The organism is Bisgaardia hudsonensis, assembly GCF_004345785.1.
Taxonomy (GTDB): domain Bacteria; phylum Pseudomonadota; class Gammaproteobacteria; order Enterobacterales; family Pasteurellaceae; genus Bisgaardia; species Bisgaardia hudsonensis.
The window spans coordinates 436757-459381 of record NZ_SLXI01000001.1 but is presented as its reverse complement, the minus strand read 5'-3'; the positions used below and the strand labels follow the sequence as shown (position 1 = coordinate 459381).

Below are 22625 nucleotides of genomic sequence, written 5' to 3'. Positions count from 1 at the left end.
AAGTATTTTTTAGAAACAAAAAAATAGCTACTTTTGAAAACTCATCAGTAGCTATTTTTATAGATAAAATTAAGTGGCTTAGCCTTGATAGCGTCCTACACCCAACTCATCTTCTTTACGAGTACGGCTAATCACTGCCTGTGGTGATTGCACAATACGCAAGCCCATTTCATCTTCTGTTCGCACCACATCGCCACGCAATGAATTAGTAAATACATCAGTAATCTTAATATCTACAAATTTACCGATCATATCTGGTGTACCCACAAAATTCACAATACGACTAGTTTCGGTACGTCCCGTTAATTCCATAATATCTTTTTTAGATGGACCTTCCACCAACACACGTTGTTCTGTGCCCAACATCGCACGACTAAATTGAGCCGCTTGATTATTAATACGTTGCTGTAATAAATAAAGACGTTGTTTTTTCTCTTCTTCAGAAACATCATCAGGCATATCAGCAGCTGGTGTACCCGGACGAGCCGAATAAATAAAACTAAAACTCATATCAAAATTGACTTGAGCAATTAGATTCATTGTATCTTCAAAATCTTGAGCTGTTTCACCCGGAAAACCAATAATAAAATCAGAACTGATTTGAATATTTGGACGGACTTTTCTTAACTTACGAATAATGGATTTATATTCAAGTGCTGTATGCCCACGTTTCATTAAATTAAGAATACGATCAGAGCCACTTTGAACTGGTAAATGCAAGAAACTCACTAATTCTGGCGTATCCGCATAAACTTCAATAATATCATCGGTAAATTCTATTGGGTGGCTGGTAGTAAAGCGTAAACGATCAATACCATCAATAGACGCCACTAAACGTAATAACTCAGCAAATGAACAAATACCACCATCAAAGGTTGGTCCACGATAAGCATTAACGTTTTGTCCCAATAAATTAACCTCACGCACGCCTTGTTCCGCTAATTGTGCTATTTCAAATAAAATATCATCTACTGGACGGCTCACTTCTTCGCCACGTGTATAAGGCACGACACAGAAAGAACAATATTTATTACAACCTTCCATAATCGAAACAAAGGCGGTTGGACCTTCTGCTTTTGGTTCAGGTAAACGATCAAATTTCTCAATTTCTGGGAAACTGACATCCACCACAGAACTTTTACCACCACGAATTTGATTAATCATTTCAGGTAAACGGTGTAAGGTTTGTGGTCCAAAAATAATATCTACATAAGGTGCTCGAGAACGAATGTGTGCCCCTTCTTGCGACGCCACGCAACCACCGACACCAATTACTAAATTTGGTTTATCTTTCTTTAAATCTTTCCAACGCCCTAATTGATGAAACACTTTTTCTTGTGCTTTTTCTCGAATAGAGCAAGTATTCAGTAATAAAACGTCCGCTTCTTCAGCATTATCCGTTAATTCTAATCCGTGGGTACTGAGTAATAAGTCTGCCATTTTTGAGCTGTCATACTCATTCATTTGACAGCCCCACGTTTTAATATGTAATTTTTGCGTCATATTTATTATTCATTCACAGTAAATTAAGGTTTCTTTAAAATTAATCAGCTATTCTACAATCTTGTGGATATTGTCGCTAGTTAAAATAAAAATTTATTTTCGATTTTATGAAATTTCAGCGTAAAATACCTAAGATAAGGTAAAGCAAAAGGAGCAAGTATGCCAATACAAAAAGAGATTATCGTTGTCGGTGGTGGTATGGTTGGTGCAGCCTGTGTCGCAGGACTCGCACAACAAGGATTAGAAGTACAATTAATTGAACGCAATGAAGTACCACAGTTTGATCCCAATGCACCTTATGATTTACGTATTTCTGCTATTAGTGTGGCTTCGGTTAATTTATTGAAGCAACTGAATGCGTGGCAACATATTGAAAAAATGCGAGTTTGTCCTTACCGAGCGTTAGAAACTTGGGAAATTGACGGTTTTTCTACCGCATTTCATAGTCAAGAATTAAAGCTTTCTGAACTGGGGTTTATGGTAGAAAATAATCTCATTCAATTAGGTTTATGGCAAAGCTTTGCCGATAAAGCCAATGTGCAAACTAGCACAGGTTGTCAAATTGAAAAGATCCAAAAGTGCGGTCAAAATTGGCAAATATTTTTATCAAATGGTCAAGCCTATCAAGCCCCTTTAGTGATTGCTGCTGACGGTGCTAATTCACAACTTCGACAAACGGCAGGTATTGGTTTAACTGGCTGGCAATATCGACAAGATTGTATGTTAATCGTAGTCGATACTGAACTGCCACAACAAGATATTACTTGGCAACAATTTTATCCAACAGGGCCACGTGCTTTCTTGCCTTTACTTGGCAATCAAGCCTGTTTAGTTTGGTATGATGAACCTAAACGCATACGAGCATTAAAACAACTTTCCAAAGAAAAATTAGCCGAAGAAATTCATCAAGCTTTCCCAAAACGACTTGGAAAAGTAAAAGTACAAAATGCCAATAGCTTTGAACTTATCCGCCGCCACGCTCAAGATTATTTTAAACAAGGCATTGTACTAGTAGGCGATTCCGCCCACACCATTAACCCATTAGCAGGACAAGGCGTTAATCTAGGTTTCAAAGATGTGAAAGCATTACTTGAAGTTATTGAAAGTGCGGTCAAAAAAGGCGAAGATTTTTCTTCTGATAATGTACTCGCCAAATATCAACGTAAACGCAAGCCAGATAACTTAATTATGCAATCAGGAATGGACGTTTTTTATAAAGCCTTTAAAGAGGATATTTTACCACTTAAATTAGCACGCAATATGGCATTGTTTACCGCAGATAAAATCACCCCAATCAAAAAACAAGCATTGAAATATGCCTTAGGGTTATAGAATTTTACTTTTAAAATAAGAGAAAAGGTAGTTATGATTAACTACCTTATTTCTATAAACCTAAAAAATAATTATCTTTCTAATCTAATCCACCAATAAATCCATTATCTCTTAATGCTTCGATTACCCCCCTTATTAAATAAGAATGTCCAAAATTAGGGATATAAATCCTAGAATTTTTTTCTAAAGGGCTAATAAATTTACTATCCACCAGTTTTTTTATTTGATATGTTCTTTGATTGCTTGTTTTTTCTGGAAATAATATCTGTAAATCACCAGCTTTAAATTCACCTTGTTCTATTGCTAATTTAAGTATTTTAGCCTCTTCATCAGTAATAAGATAGCGTTTTAAAGAGGATTGTATGGCAGGTAATAATATGTATTCATTTAAAAATCGGCGATCGGTTAGTTTATCCACTTTTTTCAATTCATTAGAGATGCCTTCTAAAACATAGGTACACCAATGCTCTAAACTCTGATCATCACCATTATCCGCAATAGAAAGCATTTCATAATAACGATTACGATCACTACAAAATACCGCCGTAGGATTTAGTACTCTTCCCCCTGTTCTAACATTAAATCCATATTTAATCAGTAAAGCATAAGTTAGTAATCTAACTGTTCTACCGTTACCATTACCAAATGGGTGAATCCATCCAAAACGATGATGAACCAATGCTATTTTCATTAGATCATATTTAGGTTTATCTTTTTGGTTAATAAAAGATACTAATTCTTCCATATATCTTGGTATATGTATTGCATCGGGCGGTAAATGATTTGACTTAGCGATTGTAACAGCGTGTTTTCTATATGTACCAGGGTTTCTGTCCCCTTCTTTATTTAGTCCAGAAACAGTTAAGCTATGTAATTCTCGAATAAAATACTCAGTAATATCATCACCTTTTTGTAATGTCTCATCAATATATTTCATTGCTCTTTCAATATTTTTAATTTCATCTAATTGCTCAGTATTACTGCTTTGATTTTCTAGGTGATTTTCTACATAATCGGCTAAAGTTGTATGATTTCCTTCAATTCTCGCGGATCCTAGACTTTCTAACATATGGAAAATAGTTTTTAATTGTATAAAAATATGAGGATGAACATTCCCTGTTAACTGAAGATTGCGTAGTAGCTCTAACTCCGTCAATATGTCTATTAACTCAGAATCAAAACTTGGATTTAATAGTTTCAGCGTAAAATCTGTAAATGATGGTTTCATTATCTTGAATCTCATAATTAAAATATAATGAATTATATAAATAAAAAATATTATTTTCAAATAGTTATATTTAAAATCTTTTTAAAATTATCTTGAATAACAAATAAAATTATCTTGAATGGTTAAGAAAATCATCTTGAATATTTTTAGTTTTGCGATCTTTGTCGTAATAATTTATTTTTTCACTCGCTCTACTTTCTAATTTTCATCTACATTCAAACTACTCATTTATTTATCTTTATATTATTTTGATTATGAAAATAAAATTATTACTTATTTTTTGTCTTTTAATGACATCTGTGCTTAAAGCAGAACAATTAAAAGCTGAATATCCACTTACATTAATGCTATTAAAAAATTACCAAAATCAAGATTTAACAGGTTGGGTGATGAGTGAAAAGTTAGATGGCATTCGAGGCTATTGGGACGGAAAACAACTTTTTACAAGACATCATAATAAAATTATTCCACCAGCATATTTTTTAAAGGATTTTCCACCTTTTACCATTCATGGGGAATTATTTACAGAACGTAATCAGTTTGAAAAAATTTCATCTATTGTTCGTTCACAACAAGACAAGGGTTGGCATAACATAAAACTCTATGTATTTGATGTGCCTAATGCCGATGGTGATCTTTTTGAACGATTAAATGTACTTAAAAACTATTTACAACAATATCCTAGCCCCTATATTCAAATCATTAAGCAAACGCCCATCAATAGTCAACAACAAGTACAACAATTTCTAAACGACATTACCCAACAAAAAGGCGAAGGCGTTGTATTACGCAATCCTCAAGCCCCCTATGAACCTCAACGAAGTACACAAATTCTAAAATTAAAGACCGCACTTGATAAAGAATGTACCGTAATCGCTCATCATCAAGGCAAAGGGCAATTTAAAAATAAACTTGGAGCAGTCAGCTGTAAAAATCATCGTGGTATTTTCAAAATCAGCTCAGGATTTGACTTACAAGAAAGAGAAAATCCCCCTGCTATCAATTCTGTTATTACCTACAAATATCGGGGACTGACTAAAAATGGTTTACCAAAATTTGCGACTTATTGGCGGATAAGAAAGTAAAAAAATCAACAAGTTCTACATACTCTATTATAAATTGGAATCTTACTTTACTCACAAAAATGTCAACAATACTTATACATATGAGAAATCATATCCTGAAATCATATTGGGTTTTAGTACCTTAAAATTCTATACACCTAATTCACGCACATTCTTATAATCAATATCAATTTTTGAATTTGAATTAACAAATTTATATCCCATAAATAAAGCGTTAGAATCACTATAAGTTGATAAAATAATTTGGTATTTTTTTATGATACCATGTCGTAATATTTCGATAAATGATAGTACATTCATTGCATCCATATCCTGAATTGGATCATCAATCATTAAGAAATTTAAATGATCAGATAATTTGAACATCGTATTTAAAGAAAGGGTAAATGCAAGAGAAACAACAGCTAATTGTCCTGTACTTAATTGATGAATAGCATCATGATCATTACTAGGATCTGATTTAAATTTAATAACAGCCTTCTCTTCAGTTGTTTCTGTCGCCTCTTTATATGTCAAAAAAATCCCAAAACCTTGTTGATAATTTTGTAACATTTTCGCTGAATATATGAAGAATGGTATTCGTAATTGTTTAATAATATCTATTTTAAACTTGTTAACTTCTTCATTATAACTCCGAAAGAAAACTTCAACCAATTAGGGAGAAGATTTTTTATAACTAAATATAACCTATCTCAAAAAAATACCATACTCTTTTTTCATTATCCCAAATAGGAAAAATTTAATTGTCTTTCAAATAATTTAATTTCGTTATTCAAATTAATTTGTACTTTATTTTCTTGCAGTACTTACAAAATTTTTTCTTATAATAAATACTCTAGACAATATACTAACGACTTATTTTATTAATTTTTAACTTTAATAGAAAATCTAAGACCTTTATATCTATAAGATTATTTGTTATTCTATTATTATATTAGGAATTTAACAAACCACCTCAATAAATAAATAAATAAATAAATAAATAAATAAATAAAGAATGAATCATTCATAAAGCTTCATTTTTAAATAAAACCAGTTTTACTTTAATTTCTTCATGATTAGAAAACTTTCTTTATTGTGATGAACGACTATTTTTGATGTTATTTCAAATTTAAAATATCATTATTAGCTTAACTCTAGTAAGAATTTTGGTTATAAATCAAAGAAAATAATTCTATAAAAAACTAAAAGCAATTTTGGAGAAAAAAGGGATTGAGCCTAAGGCATCAGTATTAGAACGAGAATTAGAACGCTAGCAAATTGGTTAAATGTTGAAGTAAGTGATCTTGTTTCAGAGGATAGGGCTTATAAAATTAATAAAGCTGAAATACAAAAAGAACCCACTTCACAAAATTGGAAAATAACAGGAACTTATCAAGATCAAGTTTTATTTAATACTTTTTTAAATTTACCACCAGAGCAAAAAAAAGTGGTTAGAGAAGTGATTATTGCAATGCATAAGGCTTATAGAGAAAAACCAATTAAATAGGTCATTCATAAATTTATCAATTAAAATAGCCCTATATTCATAGGGCTAAATCTATTTATAACATATTGAATTATTTCACTCGACTACCAGCTTTTGCACCTTGATCCACATCGAGTAAGAATAAATCACTACCGCCTGTGCCTGCGGATAAGATCATTCCTTCTGATACCCCAAATCGCATTTTTCTTGGTGCTAGATTTGCTACCATTACAACAAAACGCCCTTCTAATTCTTCAGGGTTATTGTACGCAGCTTTAATGCCTGAGAATACTTGACGAGTTTCCACACCTAAATCTAAGGTAAATTTCAAGAGTTTGTTACTTTCTGGCACAGCCTCACATTTCAATACTTTTGCAACACGTAGATCGAGCTTCGCAAATTCATCAATAGTGATCGTATCTTCAAAAGGTTCTATTTCAGTTTCAGAAACTTCCGTATTTTTGACCGCACTTTTAATTTGTGTATTCGTTGCATTTACTTCTGCATTTTCTGCTTTTGAGGTTTCTAACATAGCTTCAATTTGTTTCATTTCTAAACGAGAGAATAATGCCTTAAACGGTGCAATTTGATGTGCTAATAATGGTGTAGCTAAATTGCCCCAAGTCATTTCAGTTTGTAAAAAGGCTTCTGAACGTTCCGCTAATTTTGGTAAAACTGGTTTTAAATAGCCCATTAATATGCGGAATAATTGAATACCCATTGAGCAAACTTGATGTAGTTCTTCATCTCGCCCCTCTTCTTTAGCGATCACCCAAGGGGCTTTATCATCGACATATTTATTGGCTTTATCCGTTAATGCCATAATCTCACGAATCGCTTTACCAAACTCTCGATTTTCATAATAAGTGGCAATTTCTTCTGAGCGACTTGTGAATTCATCAAACAAGGCTTGATCATCTAATTTATCCGCTAACACGCCATCAAAACGTTTTTTAATAAAACCAGCATTACGAGAGGCTAAATTAACTAATTTATTTACAAGATCCGTATTGACTCGCTGTACAAAATCTTCCAAGTTTAAGTCAAGATCATCAATACGATGACTTAGTTTTGCGGCATAGTAATAGCGTAAACATTCAGGATCTAAATGTTTTAAGTAAGTGGTTGCTTGAATAAAAGTACCACGAGATTTTGACATTTTCTCGCCATTAACCGTAACATAACCGTGTACAAAAATATTATTTGGTTTACGCAATCCTGCCCCTTCTAGCATTGCAGGCCAAAATAAACTATGGAAATACATAATATCTTTACCAATAAAATGATAAAGCTCTGTTTCGCTGTCTTTTTTCCAGAAACTATCAAAATCAATATGTTGTTTTTTACTACATAAATTCTTGAAAGACGCCATATAACCAATTGGGGCATCTAACCATACATAGAAATATTTATTTTCAGTATTCGGAATTTTAAAACCAAAATATGGTGCATCACGAGAAATATCCCATTGTTGCAAGCCAGACTCAAACCATTCTTGCATTTTATTTGCGACTTCTTGTTGTAAACTACCTGAACGAATCCAGTCTTTTAACATCGTTTCAAAACTCGGTAAATCAAAGAAAAAATGTTCACTTTCTTTTAATACTGGTGTCGCACCTGATACACTAGAACGTGGATTAATTAGTTCTGTTGGACTATAAGTAGAGGAACAAACTTCACAATTATCGCCATATTGATCTTCCGCTTTACAATTTGGGCAAGTCCCTTTTACAAAGCGATCAGGTAAAAACATTTGTTTTTCGGGATCAAAAAGTTGTGAAATAGTACGAGTTTTAATAAAACCATTTTCTTTTAATTTCGTATAAATCACTTCGGCTAATTGACGATTTTCATCGCTATGAGTGGAATGATAATTATCAAAACTAATGTTAAATCCTGAAAAATCTGCCATATGCTTTTGTTGCACATCGGCAATTAATTGCTCTGGCGTAATTCCTAGCTGATCCGCTTTAAGCATAATTGGCGTGCCGTGAGCATCATCAGCACAAACAAAATAAATCTCATTGCCACGCATACGTTGAAAACGTACCCAAATATCTGCTTGAATATGCTCTAACATATGCCCTAAATGAATTGGGCCATTTGCATAAGGTAACGCACAGGTTACTAAAATTTTGCGAGCTGAATTTGTCATCATTATCTGCCTTTTTATTCTTTAAATAACGGTATTTCTTAGCTAAAACCAAGAAAAAAATTGTGGTAAATTCTACCTTATAAACAGTATTTTTTCTAGTTTAACCAGATATTTCTTAATTTTAACTTAACAGATACATATTTGCGTGTTTTAATATATCTGACGAATTTAATCAACTACTCACATCATTAGGAATATGACTATGGCAATTTTCTTTTCAGAAATAATTTCAGATGATCAAAAACAACAAATACAGCAACTTTTCGAACAATTTCAACATTCAACATTACAAAAAAATCTTATTGAGCTAAAAGCAATAAAAAAAGTAGAACAAGCTGGCGATATATTACGTATTGAATTAGCTATGCCATTCGCTTGGAATGCCGCATTTCAACAATTAAAATCAGAACTTACCGAACCATTACAAAAAATAACGCATACCAATAACATAAAATGGCAACTTAATTATCAAATAGCTACCCTAAAACGAGCGAATAATCACCCAGCGGTAAAAGGTGTCAAAAATATTATTGCGGTAACCTCTGGTAAAGGTGGTGTCGGTAAATCAACAATTTCAGTCAATTTAGCACTTGCATTACAAGCACAAGGTGCAAAAGTCGGTATTTTAGATGCCGATATTTATGGACCTTCTATACCGCATATGCTTGGAGTCGCTAAAGAAAGACCAACTTCACCAGATAACAAACATATCAATCCAATTAAAGCACAAGGATTACTGGCTAATTCCATTGGTTTTCTAATGGAAGAAGACAATGCAACCATTTGGCGTGGACCAATGGCAAGCAGTGCCTTAAATCAATTATTACAAGAAACCCTTTGGGCAACAGAAAATCAAGAGTTAGATTATCTTGTGATTGATATGCCACCGGGAACGGGAGATATTCAACTTACTTTATCGCAACAAATTCCAGTAACAGGGGCAATTGTAGTAACCACGCCACAAGATATTGCCTTGATTGATGCAATAAAAGGCGTAGCAATGTTCCAACGTGTCTCCGTTCCTGTGCTTGGTATTGTGGAAAATATGTCAGTACATATTTGCAGCCAATGTGGTCATCACGAACCTATTTTTGGTACAGGCGGTGCGGAAAAAATGGCAGAAAAATATAATATAAAAATACTTGCTAAACAACCATTACATATCCAATTACGAGAAGATATGGATAAAGGTATTCCAACGGTGATTTCTAAACCTGAAAGTGAAATTGGACAATCATTCTTACAGTTAGCAGAAAAAGTGGCAAGTGAGCTGTATTGGCAAGGCGAAGTGATCCCAGGTGAAATTATGTTTAAGGAAGTGAAGTAATAGTTATATTTAATATTTCATTGTAAAAGTGCGGTCAATTTCTTTTAAGTTTTAAAATACTTAAAAATTTTACCGCATTTTTATTCTTTAAGTTATGTTTTAAGCGTAACAAAAAAGGCATTTATCTAATGACAAATGCCTTTCTAAAATCGTTAATAAAGATTAGCGACGTAAACCTAAACGAGCGATAGTTGTTGAATATAACTCAAGGTTAGTACGTTTTAAGTAATCTAAAAGTTTACGACGACGAGAAACCATACGTAATAAACCACGACGACCATGATGGTCTTTTTTATGCACAGCAAAGTGTGATTGTAAGTGGTTGATTTGTGCAGTTAATAATGCAATTTGAACTTCTGAAGAACCAGTATCTTTTGCATCACGACCGAATTCAGCAATGATTTCAGCTTTTTTTTCTAAACTTAGAGACATAATTAAATCCTCTTATCAGGGTTTGTTTAAATACATCGTTAGCCGATCTCTAATCCAGCTACGACAATGGAGTGTGAATTTTAACGATTGATGACATAAAAAGCAAATTAAATATCGAAAAAGCCTAAAAAATTACCGCACTTTATAGAGTAACAAGCACGGTATAAAATAAATTTTATCTAGCAATTATCGTGCTAAGAGATTATGTAACGCTTGATAGATAACCTGTGCTTGCTTTCCTGATAATGCTTTACCATCTTCATCAGTAATCACTACACTACTTCTTTTATCAACGGTACTTAATTGCATAAAATATTTACCATTTTCTAAATCTGATTTTTCAATAGAAATTCGAAACCAATCTTCATTGGTCAATGCACGATATTTTAATTCTCTATTCCCTCTCTCCACAGTTTGCTCTTTTATCTCAAAACCCAGTTTAGGTAAAACATCGCCTAACTTAACCCAAGATTTCTCAAAAGATGCCCCTAACATTAATGCAACCTTACCATTTAAATCGGTAATTAATTCAGAATTAACTGGCATTAACATGTTTGCATTTAACAACATTGTTTTTTGTTTCTGATATGCCTGATTTAGCTCACCAACTAATAAATTTAACTGATCGGAAGCATAACGGCGTTTATCCGCTACTTTTGGAGTAAAAATAACATCATCACGTTTCATTTCTAATACTAATAGCATTAATGTACTCGATGAGCCATTAATCACTTGCTCAATTTGATAACGAGCTTGTGTATCACCAATCTCATCTAAACGGCGAGTAGACGTCCAATCAGTAAGTATTTTTTGCCCTCGAACTTCATAAGCAACATTATGATCTTTCAATAAGCGTTCAATCTGCAAAATACTGTAAACATCCTTTTGTTTTATTGGGTAAGCAATAAAAGCTCTTTCTCCATCGAATTGTGCTACTGAATTTTTAATAACTGATAATGGCATAATAGGAGGACGAATATCCATTGCCTCTACTGACTTCACCTTTGTCTTTGGTAATTGATAATTCGGATCTTTAGGTAGTAAATTTATTCCCCCTGTTGCTATTGGTTGAAAAGTTGGTAGCTGACTTACCTTGTTTTGAAAACTGTCATTTGATAACAGTTTACTTTCATTATCAGCGGAACATGCAACTAATAAAGTAGCAATAGCAATGGTTAATAAACTTTTTTTCATCTGTAAATCCTTAAAATAAATATAGGCTCTAGTCTTAAGACAACAGAACACAACAAAAGTTTAGGAAAGGTTATTCCTAAACTTTACACCTAAATTTATAGTAATCCTGCCATTTTCAATGCATCAATAACTTTAGGTTGAAGATTTAAAGATAAGGTAGTTAATGGTAATCTTAATACCGGTTCAGGGATTAATCCTAATTTATAGGCGGCCCATTTAACTGGAATAGGATTAGACTCAACAAATAAACTTTTATGTAGCCCTATTAATTTTTGATTAATTACCTCGGCCTCATCAAATTTACCCGCTAATGCTAATTCACACATTTTTGCCATATCAGCAGCAGCAATATTATTAGTAACAGAAATTACTCCCTGCCCACCTAATTTGATACTTTCTAATCCTGTTGCATCATCACCACTTAGAAAAATAAAGTCTTCTCCTGCTAATGATTTAATTTGTTGAACACGGCTTACATCACCTGTTGCTTCTTTGATACCAACAATATTACTAATTTTAGCTAAACGGGCCACCGTTTCCGGTTTCATATCACTGCCAGTACGTCCTGGTACATTATATAAAATTTGAGGTAAATCAGTACATTCGGCAATAGCTTTAAAATGTTGATACATCCCTTCTTGAGTTGGTTTATTATAATAGGGCACTACAGACAAACATCCAGCTACACCACTATCATTCAACAATTTTGTCATAGTAATGGCTTCACTTGTGGCATTTGCTCCTGCGCCAGCAATAACAGGAATTCTTCCATCTGCAAATTCAACCGTTTTTAAAATTGTTTTAATATTTTCATCAATACTTAATGTCGCTGATTCACCCGTAGTTCCCACTGAAACAATAGCATTAGTACCAGAGGCAACATGATATTCCACGAGTTCTTTTAAGGTATTAAAATCAACCTCACCATGGTTATCCATTGGGGTAATAATTGCGGTAATACTACCGTAAAACAAAGGATTACTTCTAGACATAACATCTCCTTATTATATTATTTTAATTTTATCTTGTGTTTGCTTGAATTGCTCCCTTTAGGATCGTTAAAATAACCATACTTTGCAAGTAGTTTTTTTCATTTTTTAGAATAGAACACAATTTTTAAGGAAATTTTCAATGAATAAATTAAAAATAGGTGATTTAGCACCGTACTTTAGCTTACTAAACCAACATAATGAACAAATATCTTTACAAGATTTTCAAGGGAAGAAAGTATTAGTTTATTTTTATCCAAAAGCACTAACACCGGGCTGTACAACACAAGCTTGTCAGTTAAGAGATAATAAAACTAAATTTGACAATTTAAATATAATTATTTTGGGAATTAGCCCTGATTCACCCTCAAAATTAACCAATTTTATGCAAAAAAAGAATTTAAATTTTATATTATTATCTGATGAAGATCATAATGTTGCCGAACAGTTTGGAGTCTGGGGAGAAAAGAAATTTATGGGTAAAACCTATAATGGCATTCACCGAATTAGTTTTTTAATTGATGAAACAGGAAAAATTGAATATATTTTTGAGAAATTCAAAACTAAAGATCATCATCAAGTCGTATTAGATTACCTTAATCAATAATTTATTTATAAAAAAGACTATGTCCGATGAAATATCGAACATAGTCTTATTAAGTAATTATCTAGACGGCAATACTACATTTTACCACTGATAACCGACACCTACACCACCAGAAGCATGCCCTTCACTATTAACAGATCCTTGTAATTTAAGGATAACTTTACCGTTATCGCTAGCTCTAGAATATCCCACAGAAATAGCTGATGCACTTTCATAACCACCAACAGCTGCTGCAACCATAGATTTTCCAGGAATATAAACTTGCGGTAAGGATGCGGCGGCGGCGGAACTTGCGCCAATACCTCTTACTCGTTGATCTAATTTACCTACCCTATTAGACAAGTTATCAATTCCTGTTTGGAGACCTTTTGCTATAGAATATAACTGAGAGCCATTTACAGCATCAGTACTACCCTTAGAGATAAGTGCTGGCGCAATATTTTGAATACGACGAGTTTGCATTTTACCAGTGTCTTTATCCACATTACCAACACTAACAACACCAACAATCTCCTGACCACCAGCATACTTATTAACTAATCCTCCTTCAACTATTTGTTGACTAAGAATAGCCATTCCTGCTGTTGATGAATTCCTCTCATCAAGAGTTCCATCAGAATTTGTTTTTGCTTTTACAAAACCTACGTTATTACCTAAGAAGACAGAATTGCCAACAGTATTTGTAACATCATTACCTAAAGCAAAAGTATTACTAGTTGTTATATGATTATTATTACCTAAGGCATAACTACTATTCCCAGTAACGATATTAGGATCACCAATAGCTCCAGAATGATTACCTGAAACGACATTTCTAGTACCAATAGCAACAGATTGTATGCCTGTTGCTTGAGATGAATCACCAATGGCAACTGAAGACTCTGCAGACTCAACTCTATTACCTAACGCAACCGAATTCTCTCCAGTTGCTTTAGCTTTATAACCAATCGCCGCAGAATAACTACCTTTAGCACTAGCATCAATAGAGTTAGACGTTTGATCAACAGATGTATCTGCATTTTTGCCGTCATTAACATGGAAGAATTTGATTCCTTCTTCATTCATACGATGAATAGCAGAATAAACAGAATTTTCAATATATTCTTGTTGGTTACGAACGTTATACGTCTTTAATAAAGGATTACCATCATTATCGACAACTACATCGTTATACTGATTATTAGTATTAGGATCAACAAAATTATCTTTTGTTTCACTTTTATTACCACCAGTTATTGCATATAATTGAGCTCCATTTACAGCATCTTTACTAGTTGGTGATATATCACCATCGCCAATACCTGTAATTTTCTTATCTGCAACATCAATCCCTGTTCCATTGATAATAGGACCATCTGTAATCTTAACTTCGTTTAATTCAACTTTATTTTTCAGTGAGTAAGTAAAATCTTTACCATTTTGTACTAATTTTAAGTTATCACCTGCATTAAAAGTCACTGCTTCACTAGTTTTTACTAGTGTTTTAGAATTGCCTTCTACTTCACCTGTTCCTGATTTCCCTGAGTTTACATTAAACCCTGAATTATTAATGGCAGCGACAACACTTGCTGCCGTAGCAATACTATCAGGTCTTGATGTGTCTGCTGTGACCATTCCATCTATAGTCTCTGTTAATTCACTTATTTCAATATTAACTTTATATGGGTCTATCGCTGTTCCTGTACCTGCTACTTTCGTTCCTGTACCATCAGCTAATTTAGTTTTCTTCTTAGCTTCCTCTGAAACATCAAATAGCTGACTTCCATTTACTGCATCCGTACTTCCTTTCACGATGTTTCCAGTCGCAATACCTGTTAATTTTACTGGTTTAGCATTATTTGATAATTTTACACCATCTGCATTATTCAGTTCTATCTTATTACCACTATCGCCAGTTATAGCGTTAACCCCTGTTAAATCCTTTGATAATGAATAAGTAAATGCATTATCTACTTGTGCTAATTCAATATTAGCACCTTTTTCAAATTTAACTGTTTCACCTGTTTTGATTTTCTGATCTTTTGTTCCTGTACCCGTTGTAGTTGTCACTTTAAATGATGAATTATTTATGGCACTTGCAACATCTCCTGCTGTCGTTAAGCTAGTTGGTGTTGCGGCCTCTACTTTTCCATCATCTTTAATCGCAACTTTACTTGTTAACACATTCACTTGATAAGTTTTACTGCCATCATCATTATCAATCTTGTCTATCTGAACCTTTTCTTTATCCGCACTTTCAACTTTACTGGTTGCTGCTACGGTTAATGATTCTAGCTGAGAAAGATTTACTGCATCTGTGGCTTCAGTCCCTGCTACTACATTCTTGACCTTTTTATCTGCGGCATCAATACCTGTTGCATTAATTATCGGACCGTTAGTAATTTTAACTTCAGCGACTTCAACTTTATTTTTCAATGAATATGTATACTTTTGCCCATCTTGAATCAATTTTAAATTCTTACCTGCATCAAAGATAACTTTTTCACCTACTTTTACTTTCTCTGTTGTTTTGCCACTAACTTCACCACCATCAACACCTATTCCAGCTTCTGTTGTCCAGCTCACATTATTTATTACTTCCGCAAGAGCACCTGCTGTGGCTAAACTATTTGGATTAGCTACAATAGCTTCACCAGCCTCATTAGAGGTTATATCTGAAGTTTTAACATTTAACTTATAAGTTTTACTGCCATCAGCATTATCAATTGCTGTCACACTAATTTTTTCTTCATCTAAGCTGTCAACTTTTGTCGTTGCAGCTACTTGTGCTTTTACTAGCTGATCGCCATTTACTGCATCCGTACTTCCTTTCGCAACATTTCCAGCAGCAATACCTGTTAATTTTACTGGCTTAGCATTATTTGATAATTTTACACCATCTGCATTATTTAGTTCTATCTTATTACCACTATCGCCAGTTATAGCGTTAACCCCTGTTAAATCCTTTGATAATGAATAAGTAAATGCATTATCTACTTGTGCCAATTCAATATTAGCACCTTTTTCAAATTTAACTGTTTCACCTGCTTTGATTTTCTGATCTTTTGTTCCTGTACCCGTTGTAGTTGTCACTTTAAATGATGAATTATTTATGGCACTTGCAACATCTCCTGCTGTCGTTAAGCTAGTTGGTGTTGCGGCCTCTACTTTTCCATCATCTTTAATCGCAACTTTACTTGTTAACACATTCACTTGATAAGTTTTACTGCCATCATCATTATCAATCTTGTCTATCTGAACCTTTTCTTTATCCGCACTTTCAACTTTACTGGTTGCTGCTACGGTTAATGATTCTAACTGAGAAAGATTTACTGCATCTGTGGCTTCAGTCCCTGCTTCAACACCTGTAATTTTACCGCCAGCCTCTAAACCATTAAAAATTGGTGTTTCTGCCATCGAAATAATTACTTTTCCAGCTTCAACTGTTGTTTTTAAGTTCTTAGTTGAAGTTCCTGTTGCATTACCTGCAACAATTTCAAAAGTTGAATCTAATTTTTGAGTAGTTGCTCCTTCATCACCTGTAAAAGTTAATGGGCTATTCGCAACTTGTGATAACTGTTCTTGAGTCGCAGATTTTCCACCGGTGTAAGTAACAGTTGGATCAAATGTTGTATTACTTAAGCCTGAAATTGTATTTGTACCGCTATCAATAACTACACTTCCAACAGTAGCTTTATCAAACTCAACTACTGTATTAGTCGCTAGAGAAATCTCATTTCCTTTTTGAGTAACGTTAATATTTTTACCTGCATCTATCGTGATAATTTCACCATTTTGGATTTTCTCCTCTGTCGTCCCTGCAACTGTACCATCTGATTTTGAAGTAGTTAGTTTGAATCCTGAATTGTTAATTGCTTCAGCTATATCTCCTGATGTTGATAAACTATTTGAATTCTCTGGAGTAACTGTGCCATCTGCATTCGGCGTTAAATCTGCTGTAATAATATTAACTTTATAAGTTTTACTACCATCATCATTATCAATCTTATCTATCTGAACCTTTTCTTTATCCGCACTTTCAACTTTACTGGTTGCTGCTACGGTTAATGATTCTAACTGAGAAAGATTTACTGCATCTGTGGCTTCAGTCCCTGCTTCAACACCTGTAATTTTACCGCCGGCCTCTAAACCACTAAAAATTGGTGTTTCTGCCATCGAAATAATTACTTTTCCAGCTTCAACTGTTGTTTTTAAGTTCTTAGTTGAAGTCCCTGTTGCATTACCGGCAACAATTTCAAAAGTCGAACCTAATTTCTGAGTGCTTGCTCCTTCATCACCCGTGAAGGTTAATGGATTACTTGCAACTTTAAACAATTGGTCTCCATTTACAGCGTCTTTACTACCTGCACCGACTGTTCCTGCCACAACATTAGTAATTTTCTTATTAGCTACATCAATTCCAGTTGTATCAATTGTTGGACCGTTAATGATTTTAACTTCCTCTAACTCAATTTTATCTTTTAATGAATAAGTAAAATCTTTATCATTTTGTACCAGTTTTAAGTTATTACCAGAATTAAAAGTTACTTGTTCTCCAGTTTTAACTAGTTTTTTAGTATTACCTTCAACTTCTCCTGTTCCAGAGTTCCCTGAATTGACATTAAACCCCGAATTGTTAATGGCCTCTGCAACACTTCCCGCTGTAGCAATGCTATTTGGCTTAGTAGTATCTACTGTTACTGTTCCAACATCATTTTTAGTCAAGTCACTAGTTTCTATATTAACTTTATATGGATCAGCTTCTGTTCCCATACCAGCCACTGTCGTTCCCGTGCCATCAACTAATTTAGTTTTCCTTTTAGCTTCTTCTAAAACATCATTTAGTTGATTACCATTTACGGCATCAGTACTTCCTGCAGCCACCTCACCAACAGCAACACCTGTAACTTTTTGATCACCTGCATCAAGTCCTTTTGCACTTACTTTTCCTGCAAAAGTTGGGGCATCAAGTAACTGAATATCTACTTTATTATCCGTAATTACTGTCTTAACGTTACCATTACTTGAAGCTGCAGTTGCACCACCAGAAATCTCTAAAGTAGAGCCAAGTTTTTGTTCCGTTCCATTTCCACTTGTATCACTTAGTGTATTACCAGTAATTGTTAATGGGCTATTAGACACTGAAGACAATTGCTCCTGTGTTGCTGCTTGACCTCCGGTATAGATCGTATTTGGGTCAAAAGTTGTATTACTTAAACCAGTAATTGTTCCTTCATTTCCATTAAGCGTTACTGATTTATCTTTACCTATAACCACTGTATTTTGTAACTCAAAATCAATTTGATTGTCTGTTACAGTAGTTTTAATATTATTATCTGTACTCGTGTACTTAATCGTATCTGTTAATTGGACTGTATCTGTTGTGCCATTATCTGCCGCAATATTAAAGCCTGCTTTTGCATCCGATAAAGCTTTCTTCGTCTCAGCACTAAACTTCACTTTATAATTATCTACGCCAGCGCCTGCAGTTAAATTCTCTTCTATTTCTAAACCTTCACCAGCACTTACCGTCGTATCTTCAGACTCAACTGTTATCTTTCCGCCAGCTTGAGTAACCTTCACATTACTACCTGCATCTATCGTTATCGTCTCGCCCGGATTTACCAACTCTTCACTTGAATCCTCTACCACTCCAGTACTCGCACTTGTCGTTAATTTAAATCCTGAATCATTGATAATCTTCGCTACATTTTCTGCCGTTGCAAAAGCATCACCCGTAGTATCTGCCGATACCATGCCACCTTGACTTGATAAGGTCGATTTCACCACATCGAAACTAACATTATAGTTGTCACCATCAGCTACAACTTGACTCGTTGTTCCTACTCCATTAATAAAGTTCACTTGCTCATTAGGATTTACGCCATTTCCAACCGCACTTTTATCTGTGCCAGCTATTTTCCATGAAGAACCCGATAATTGATTCGTCAACTGCGCAAGATTTACAGCATCTGTATCCGCTGTTCCAGCTTCTAATCCTGTAATTTTATTTGTAGCCGCATCTATGATAACCCTTCCAATTGTTGTCTTAGTAAATTCTACTTGCTCCGCTGTAGCTACTTTAATTGAATCATCTTGATTTGATAAAACAATATTTTTTCCTGTTACAAAATTTGCAACATTTCCATCTGTCGCTTTTATTCCTAGTGTTTTAACTATAGTTCCATCTATTTTTGTTATAATATTCTGCAAAGCACTATCTGCTTTGTCCAATTTTGTTTTTGTATTATCGTTTAATTGAACGGTATAAGTATCAACATTATTTTGATCTAAATTTGACGTAACAGTTATTCCGTCTCCTGCACTTACAACAGTATCTTCAGCATTAATCGTATATTCAGTTCCACCAACCAAATTATTTTTATTCAAGATATTAATATTACTACCAGCTTTGACTGTATTTTGTGTATTCGTGTCAGCAACTTTAGACACCAATCTACCGCCTTCTATAGCAATAGTAGTATTATCTACCTGAATATCATATTTAATAGTGGACTTATCTGCAGTATTTGTTACCGTTGCGTTTATTACGTTACCATTAATAAAATCAATCGTATTACCTGGGTTAATAATATCCGTCGTATTAACACCATTTCCTGTTACTTTAAATCCAGAATTATTAATTGTTTCAGCTACTGTCTTTGCTGTTGCGTAAGTATTGGTGTTTGTTACATTGTTAACCACACCATTATTAACTGATAAAGTTTCTTTATTAACTTTAAAATCTATTTTATCATTACCTACGCCTGTAATAACCGAGCTATCTGAACTTGTAAAAGTGATAGTATCTCCAAGTTGTAAGTTATCCTTATTAGATAAATTATCTAAATAATTGTCAGCCGTAATGTTGAGTCCCTGATCTTGATCAGTTTGATTTTTATCTAATAGATTTTGTAATCTACTTGCAACTGATGCTAGTTGTGATCCATTAATTGCATCGGTAGAATCAGTTGTAACCTTACCAGCCGCTACATTTTTTATTTGTCTTTCAAATCCAACCGAACCGACCGAAACTTGGTCTCCTTTACTTAGATTAGCCGATCCTCCAGCAAAATTCTTATAAGTAATTTCTCCAGATTCATTACCATTTTCATCTATTGCTTTAATAGTTGCATCAGTAATATATACGGCATCAGTTTTTGTTGAAGAGCCTGGACCTAATGCAATAGAGTTATCTTTACTAGCAACCGCACCTGCACCAAATGCTAATGATAGGATCCCTTCAGCTCTTGATGAAATCCCTATTGCAGTACTTAAATGACCTTTACTCACAGCTTTTGGTCCTATAGCAATGGAGCCATGACCTTCTGATTTTGTTGCTTGATATGTTCCTCCATCATTTAATCTCACTCCAGATGCTGTATGAAGAATATTATCAATTGTATCTGCTTTTCCATTTTGTAAAGTTATTCTTTTATTTTTTACTTGTTCAGTATCATCTCCGCCAACCGCAATAGAGGCATTACCCGAGGCATCTGTATTTGATCCCAATGCAACAGACTGATCTCCATTAGCTTTTGCTGCTTGACCAATAGCAATAGACTGACCACGGTTAGCCTGTGCTCCATCTCCATAAGCATAATTCCAAGCAGATACATTATAACTATATGTCATCAATCCTAGCGCTATCATAGCGCTCAAAAGTGATTTTAATTTAAAATCAAAAGGGATTACTTTTAATAGAAAATTTGATTGTTCAATAGAATTAGTTGAAGACTTTACTTTCCCTTTTGCTAGTTCTGAAGTGACAACGATTGATTGAGTATTACAATTCCACAAGGTTTTAAAAATCTTATTCATTATATGATTCCTTTTTAGGTGTTAGGTTATAGAAAATAACATTGAATAAGAATGTTCAACCAAATGGTACATATAGAATATTCAATGGTAAAATTAAATGCAGACTAAAACTGGAGATAAGAAAACTAGATTGGATAATTAAAAAAGAAATGAATTTTTGATTAATTACTTATAACTTAAATAAAACTTAGTATAGTGCTACTACTTATATTTTCCCCCATAATCTCATTTTATGATCTAAAAATCAAGCTTCATCTGAAATATATTTCAAACGAATAAAATCACTATTGAACAAAAACTAACTTAGTAGTAAAAAAGTACGGTCAAATTTAACCGCACTTTGATCTGCCCCTAAAATTAAACTTCTTCCTTTATTTAATATATAACTCATACCTTATATTATGCCATATCATTTTAAATATATGTTATTACATATGAAATAATATATATTTAAAAATAGTAATTTCCAAAACACAAGATTATTTAAGGTGAATCCAGTCAAGAATAATATCAATAACCTCAATTACCCCCAACAGAGATAAAAATAAACCCAAAATAGTAATACAATAATTACGTTTTTCAGCTTTCTTCTGTTCTAGTTTCTGTTGAGCATCACTTAAAATTTGATGTACTTGAGATAGTTGAGAAATAACCTCGTTGTTTTTTTGTTCCAACTGATATACCTCTCTTATATCATTCCAAAATTCAAAAGTTGAATAACGAGAAAATGCAATAGGGTTATGAAAATAATAGCGTGCATTAAAGGTAGCTGCTTCTGTATAGAGCTTATCTAATTTTTCAATATTTTTTGTATCATTTAACATTAATGACAATTCCTCGCTAATTTGTTGTAACGCAAGGTAATATGCTAAAGCTAACATAACCAAAAAAATACCTCGAGATGACTGTTCTTTATTTTTGTTTGAATACTTAGTTAAAAGCGCCATTCCTCTTCCATCAATGCAGCGAAATTCATTAGAACATGCTAAAAACTTTTCTCTTTTTAAACTCTCTGACCCACGAATAAACCATGAGCTATTTTTAAAAATAATATCATCTATATTATCTATCTTATCTCCCACGTTCTCTACGACAGTAACTTTGCTCATAATATTTTGTGAGGCTACATCTTTCTGTTTAGTTAATTTGTCGTTTAATTCTTTCTTAGATTGACAAATATCAGTTAAACATTGTTCGCAACACAATGTTTTTTCAAATCTACTGCCATGAAAAAAAGTTGCTTTTATTTTAGAAAAATTATCACTGTGATGAATTGCGGTTGATTGTTTTAGTGCAGAATGAAGAAAAACAATATTTTTATTCGATAACTTCAACTCAGAAGATAAATTTACCGGTTCTTTATCAATATAAATATAACTAAAAGAAATATTTCCCATATATGCCTCCTTTTACTTAGCTATACAAAAAGTGCGGTCAAATTTAACCGCACTTTTATGATTATGAATGATTAAACATTACAAAGCCTCAATCGCTTTAAACTGTTG

Annotated in this window: 13 protein-coding genes; 4 read left to right on the top strand and 9 right to left on the bottom strand. The window is 33.5% G+C overall.

Features of this window, described 5'->3' with window-relative positions:
* Positions 1-78: 78 nt before the first annotated feature.
* Entirely contained in the window at positions 79-1503 is a 1425-nt protein-coding gene (gene miaB, locus EV697_RS02095) for a tRNA (N6-isopentenyl adenosine(37)-C2)-methylthiotransferase MiaB (RefSeq protein ID WP_132022035.1), read from the bottom strand.
* A gap of 159 nt (positions 1504-1662) precedes the next feature.
* Here miaB and EV697_RS02090 point away from each other — a divergent pair, with 159 nt between their 5' ends.
* On the top strand, positions 1663-2835 hold the full coding sequence (locus EV697_RS02090) for an FAD-dependent monooxygenase (RefSeq protein WP_132022033.1): 1173 nt from the start codon (positions 1663-1665) through the stop codon (positions 2833-2835).
* Positions 2836-2914: 79 nt separating this feature from the next.
* Here the strand turns inward: EV697_RS02090 and EV697_RS02085 are convergent, their stop codons facing one another.
* On the bottom strand, positions 2915-4063 hold the full coding sequence (locus tag EV697_RS02085) for a Fic family protein (protein WP_132022031.1): 1149 nt from the start codon (positions 4061-4063) through the stop codon (positions 2915-2917).
* A gap of 254 nt (positions 4064-4317) precedes the next feature.
* On the opposite strand from EV697_RS02085, the gene EV697_RS02080 reads away from it, so the two are divergent.
* Positions 4318-5148 (top strand): DNA ligase, encoded by an 831-nt coding sequence (locus EV697_RS02080; protein ID WP_132022029.1) that lies wholly within the window; start codon positions 4318-4320, stop codon positions 5146-5148.
* A 129-nt stretch (positions 5149-5277) separates the two neighbouring features.
* On the opposite strand, the gene EV697_RS02075 is transcribed toward EV697_RS02080, so the two are convergent.
* Positions 5278-5664 carry a P-loop NTPase family protein gene (locus EV697_RS02075; protein WP_207904081.1) on the bottom strand — a complete coding sequence of 129 codons (387 nt, stop codon included), beginning with the start codon at positions 5662-5664 and terminating at the stop codon, positions 5278-5280.
* Positions 5665-6707: 1043 nt separating this feature from the next.
* Positions 6708-8771: a methionine--tRNA ligase gene (metG, locus tag EV697_RS02065; RefSeq protein WP_132022295.1), complete on the bottom strand. Its 2064-nt coding sequence runs from the start codon at positions 8769-8771 to the stop codon at positions 6708-6710.
* Positions 8772-8973: 202 nt separating this feature from the next.
* Here metG and apbC point away from each other — a divergent pair, with 202 nt between their 5' ends.
* Positions 8974-10098: an iron-sulfur cluster carrier protein ApbC gene (gene apbC, locus EV697_RS02060; RefSeq protein WP_132022027.1), complete on the top strand. Its 1125-nt coding sequence runs from the start codon at positions 8974-8976 to the stop codon at positions 10096-10098.
* Positions 10099-10260: 162 nt separating this feature from the next.
* On the opposite strand, the gene rpsO is transcribed toward apbC, so the two are convergent.
* The 3 genes from rpsO to dapA all read right to left on the bottom strand — a co-directional run bounded on the left by rpsO (position 10261) and on the right by dapA (position 12716).
* Positions 10261-10530, bottom strand: a complete 270-nt coding sequence (gene rpsO, locus EV697_RS02055) for a 30S ribosomal protein S15 (protein ID WP_132022025.1) — start codon at positions 10528-10530, stop codon at positions 10261-10263.
* A 186-nt stretch (positions 10531-10716) separates the two neighbouring features.
* Complete coding sequence (gene bamC, locus EV697_RS02050; RefSeq protein ID WP_132022023.1) at positions 10717-11724, bottom strand: outer membrane protein assembly factor BamC; 1008 nt, start codon at positions 11722-11724, stop codon at positions 10717-10719.
* A gap of 95 nt (positions 11725-11819) precedes the next feature.
* On the bottom strand, positions 11820-12716 hold the full coding sequence (gene dapA / locus EV697_RS02045; RefSeq protein ID WP_132022021.1) for a 4-hydroxy-tetrahydrodipicolinate synthase: 897 nt from the start codon (positions 12714-12716) through the stop codon (positions 11820-11822).
* Between the two features lie 139 nt (positions 12717-12855).
* On the opposite strand from dapA, the gene bcp reads away from it, so the two are divergent.
* Positions 12856-13320 carry a thioredoxin-dependent thiol peroxidase gene (bcp, locus tag EV697_RS02040; RefSeq protein WP_132022019.1) on the top strand — a complete coding sequence of 155 codons (465 nt, stop codon included), beginning with the start codon at positions 12856-12858 and terminating at the stop codon, positions 13318-13320.
* An 81-nt stretch (positions 13321-13401) separates the two neighbouring features.
* On the opposite strand, the gene EV697_RS02035 is transcribed toward bcp, so the two are convergent.
* Positions 13402-21120 carry a YadA-like family protein gene (locus EV697_RS02035; protein ID WP_132022018.1) on the bottom strand — a complete coding sequence of 2573 codons (7719 nt, stop codon included), beginning with the start codon at positions 21118-21120 and terminating at the stop codon, positions 13402-13404.
* A gap of 479 nt (positions 21121-21599) precedes the next feature.
* Positions 21600-22517, bottom strand: coding sequence for a hypothetical protein (locus EV697_RS09930; RefSeq protein ID WP_165906457.1), 918 nt, complete (start codon positions 22515-22517; stop codon positions 21600-21602).
* Positions 22518-22625: the final 108 nt, after the last annotated feature.

Excerpts from the sequence above, each read along its gene's own strand:
- dapA (WP_132022021.1), bottom strand. The coding sequence starts at position 12,716 with ATGTCTAGAAGTAATCCTTTGTTTTACGGTAGTATTACCGCAATTATT.
- apbC (WP_132022027.1), top strand. The coding sequence starts at position 8,974 with ATGGCAATTTTCTTTTCAGAAATAATTTCAGATGATCAAAAACAACAA.
- EV697_RS02090 (WP_132022033.1), top strand. The coding sequence starts at position 1,663 with ATGCCAATACAAAAAGAGATTATCGTTGTCGGTGGTGGTATGGTTGGT.
- miaB (WP_132022035.1), bottom strand. The coding sequence starts at position 1,503 with ATGACGCAAAAATTACATATTAAAACGTGGGGCTGTCAAATGAATGAG.
- bamC (WP_132022023.1), bottom strand. The coding sequence starts at position 11,724 with ATGAAAAAAAGTTTATTAACCATTGCTATTGCTACTTTATTAGTTGCA.
- EV697_RS02085 (WP_132022031.1), bottom strand. The coding sequence starts at position 4,063 with ATGAAACCATCATTTACAGATTTTACGCTGAAACTATTAAATCCAAGT.
- EV697_RS02035 (WP_132022018.1), bottom strand. The coding sequence starts at position 21,120 with ATGAATAAGATTTTTAAAACCTTGTGGAATTGTAATACTCAATCAATC.
- bcp (WP_132022019.1), top strand. The coding sequence starts at position 12,856 with ATGAATAAATTAAAAATAGGTGATTTAGCACCGTACTTTAGCTTACTA.
- rpsO (WP_132022025.1), bottom strand. The coding sequence starts at position 10,530 with ATGTCTCTAAGTTTAGAAAAAAAAGCTGAAATCATTGCTGAATTCGGT.
- metG (WP_132022295.1), bottom strand. The coding sequence starts at position 8,771 with ATGACAAATTCAGCTCGCAAAATTTTAGTAACCTGTGCGTTACCTTAT.
- EV697_RS09930 (WP_165906457.1), bottom strand. The coding sequence starts at position 22,517 with ATGGGAAATATTTCTTTTAGTTATATTTATATTGATAAAGAACCGGTA.
- EV697_RS02080 (WP_132022029.1), top strand. The coding sequence starts at position 4,318 with ATGAAAATAAAATTATTACTTATTTTTTGTCTTTTAATGACATCTGTG.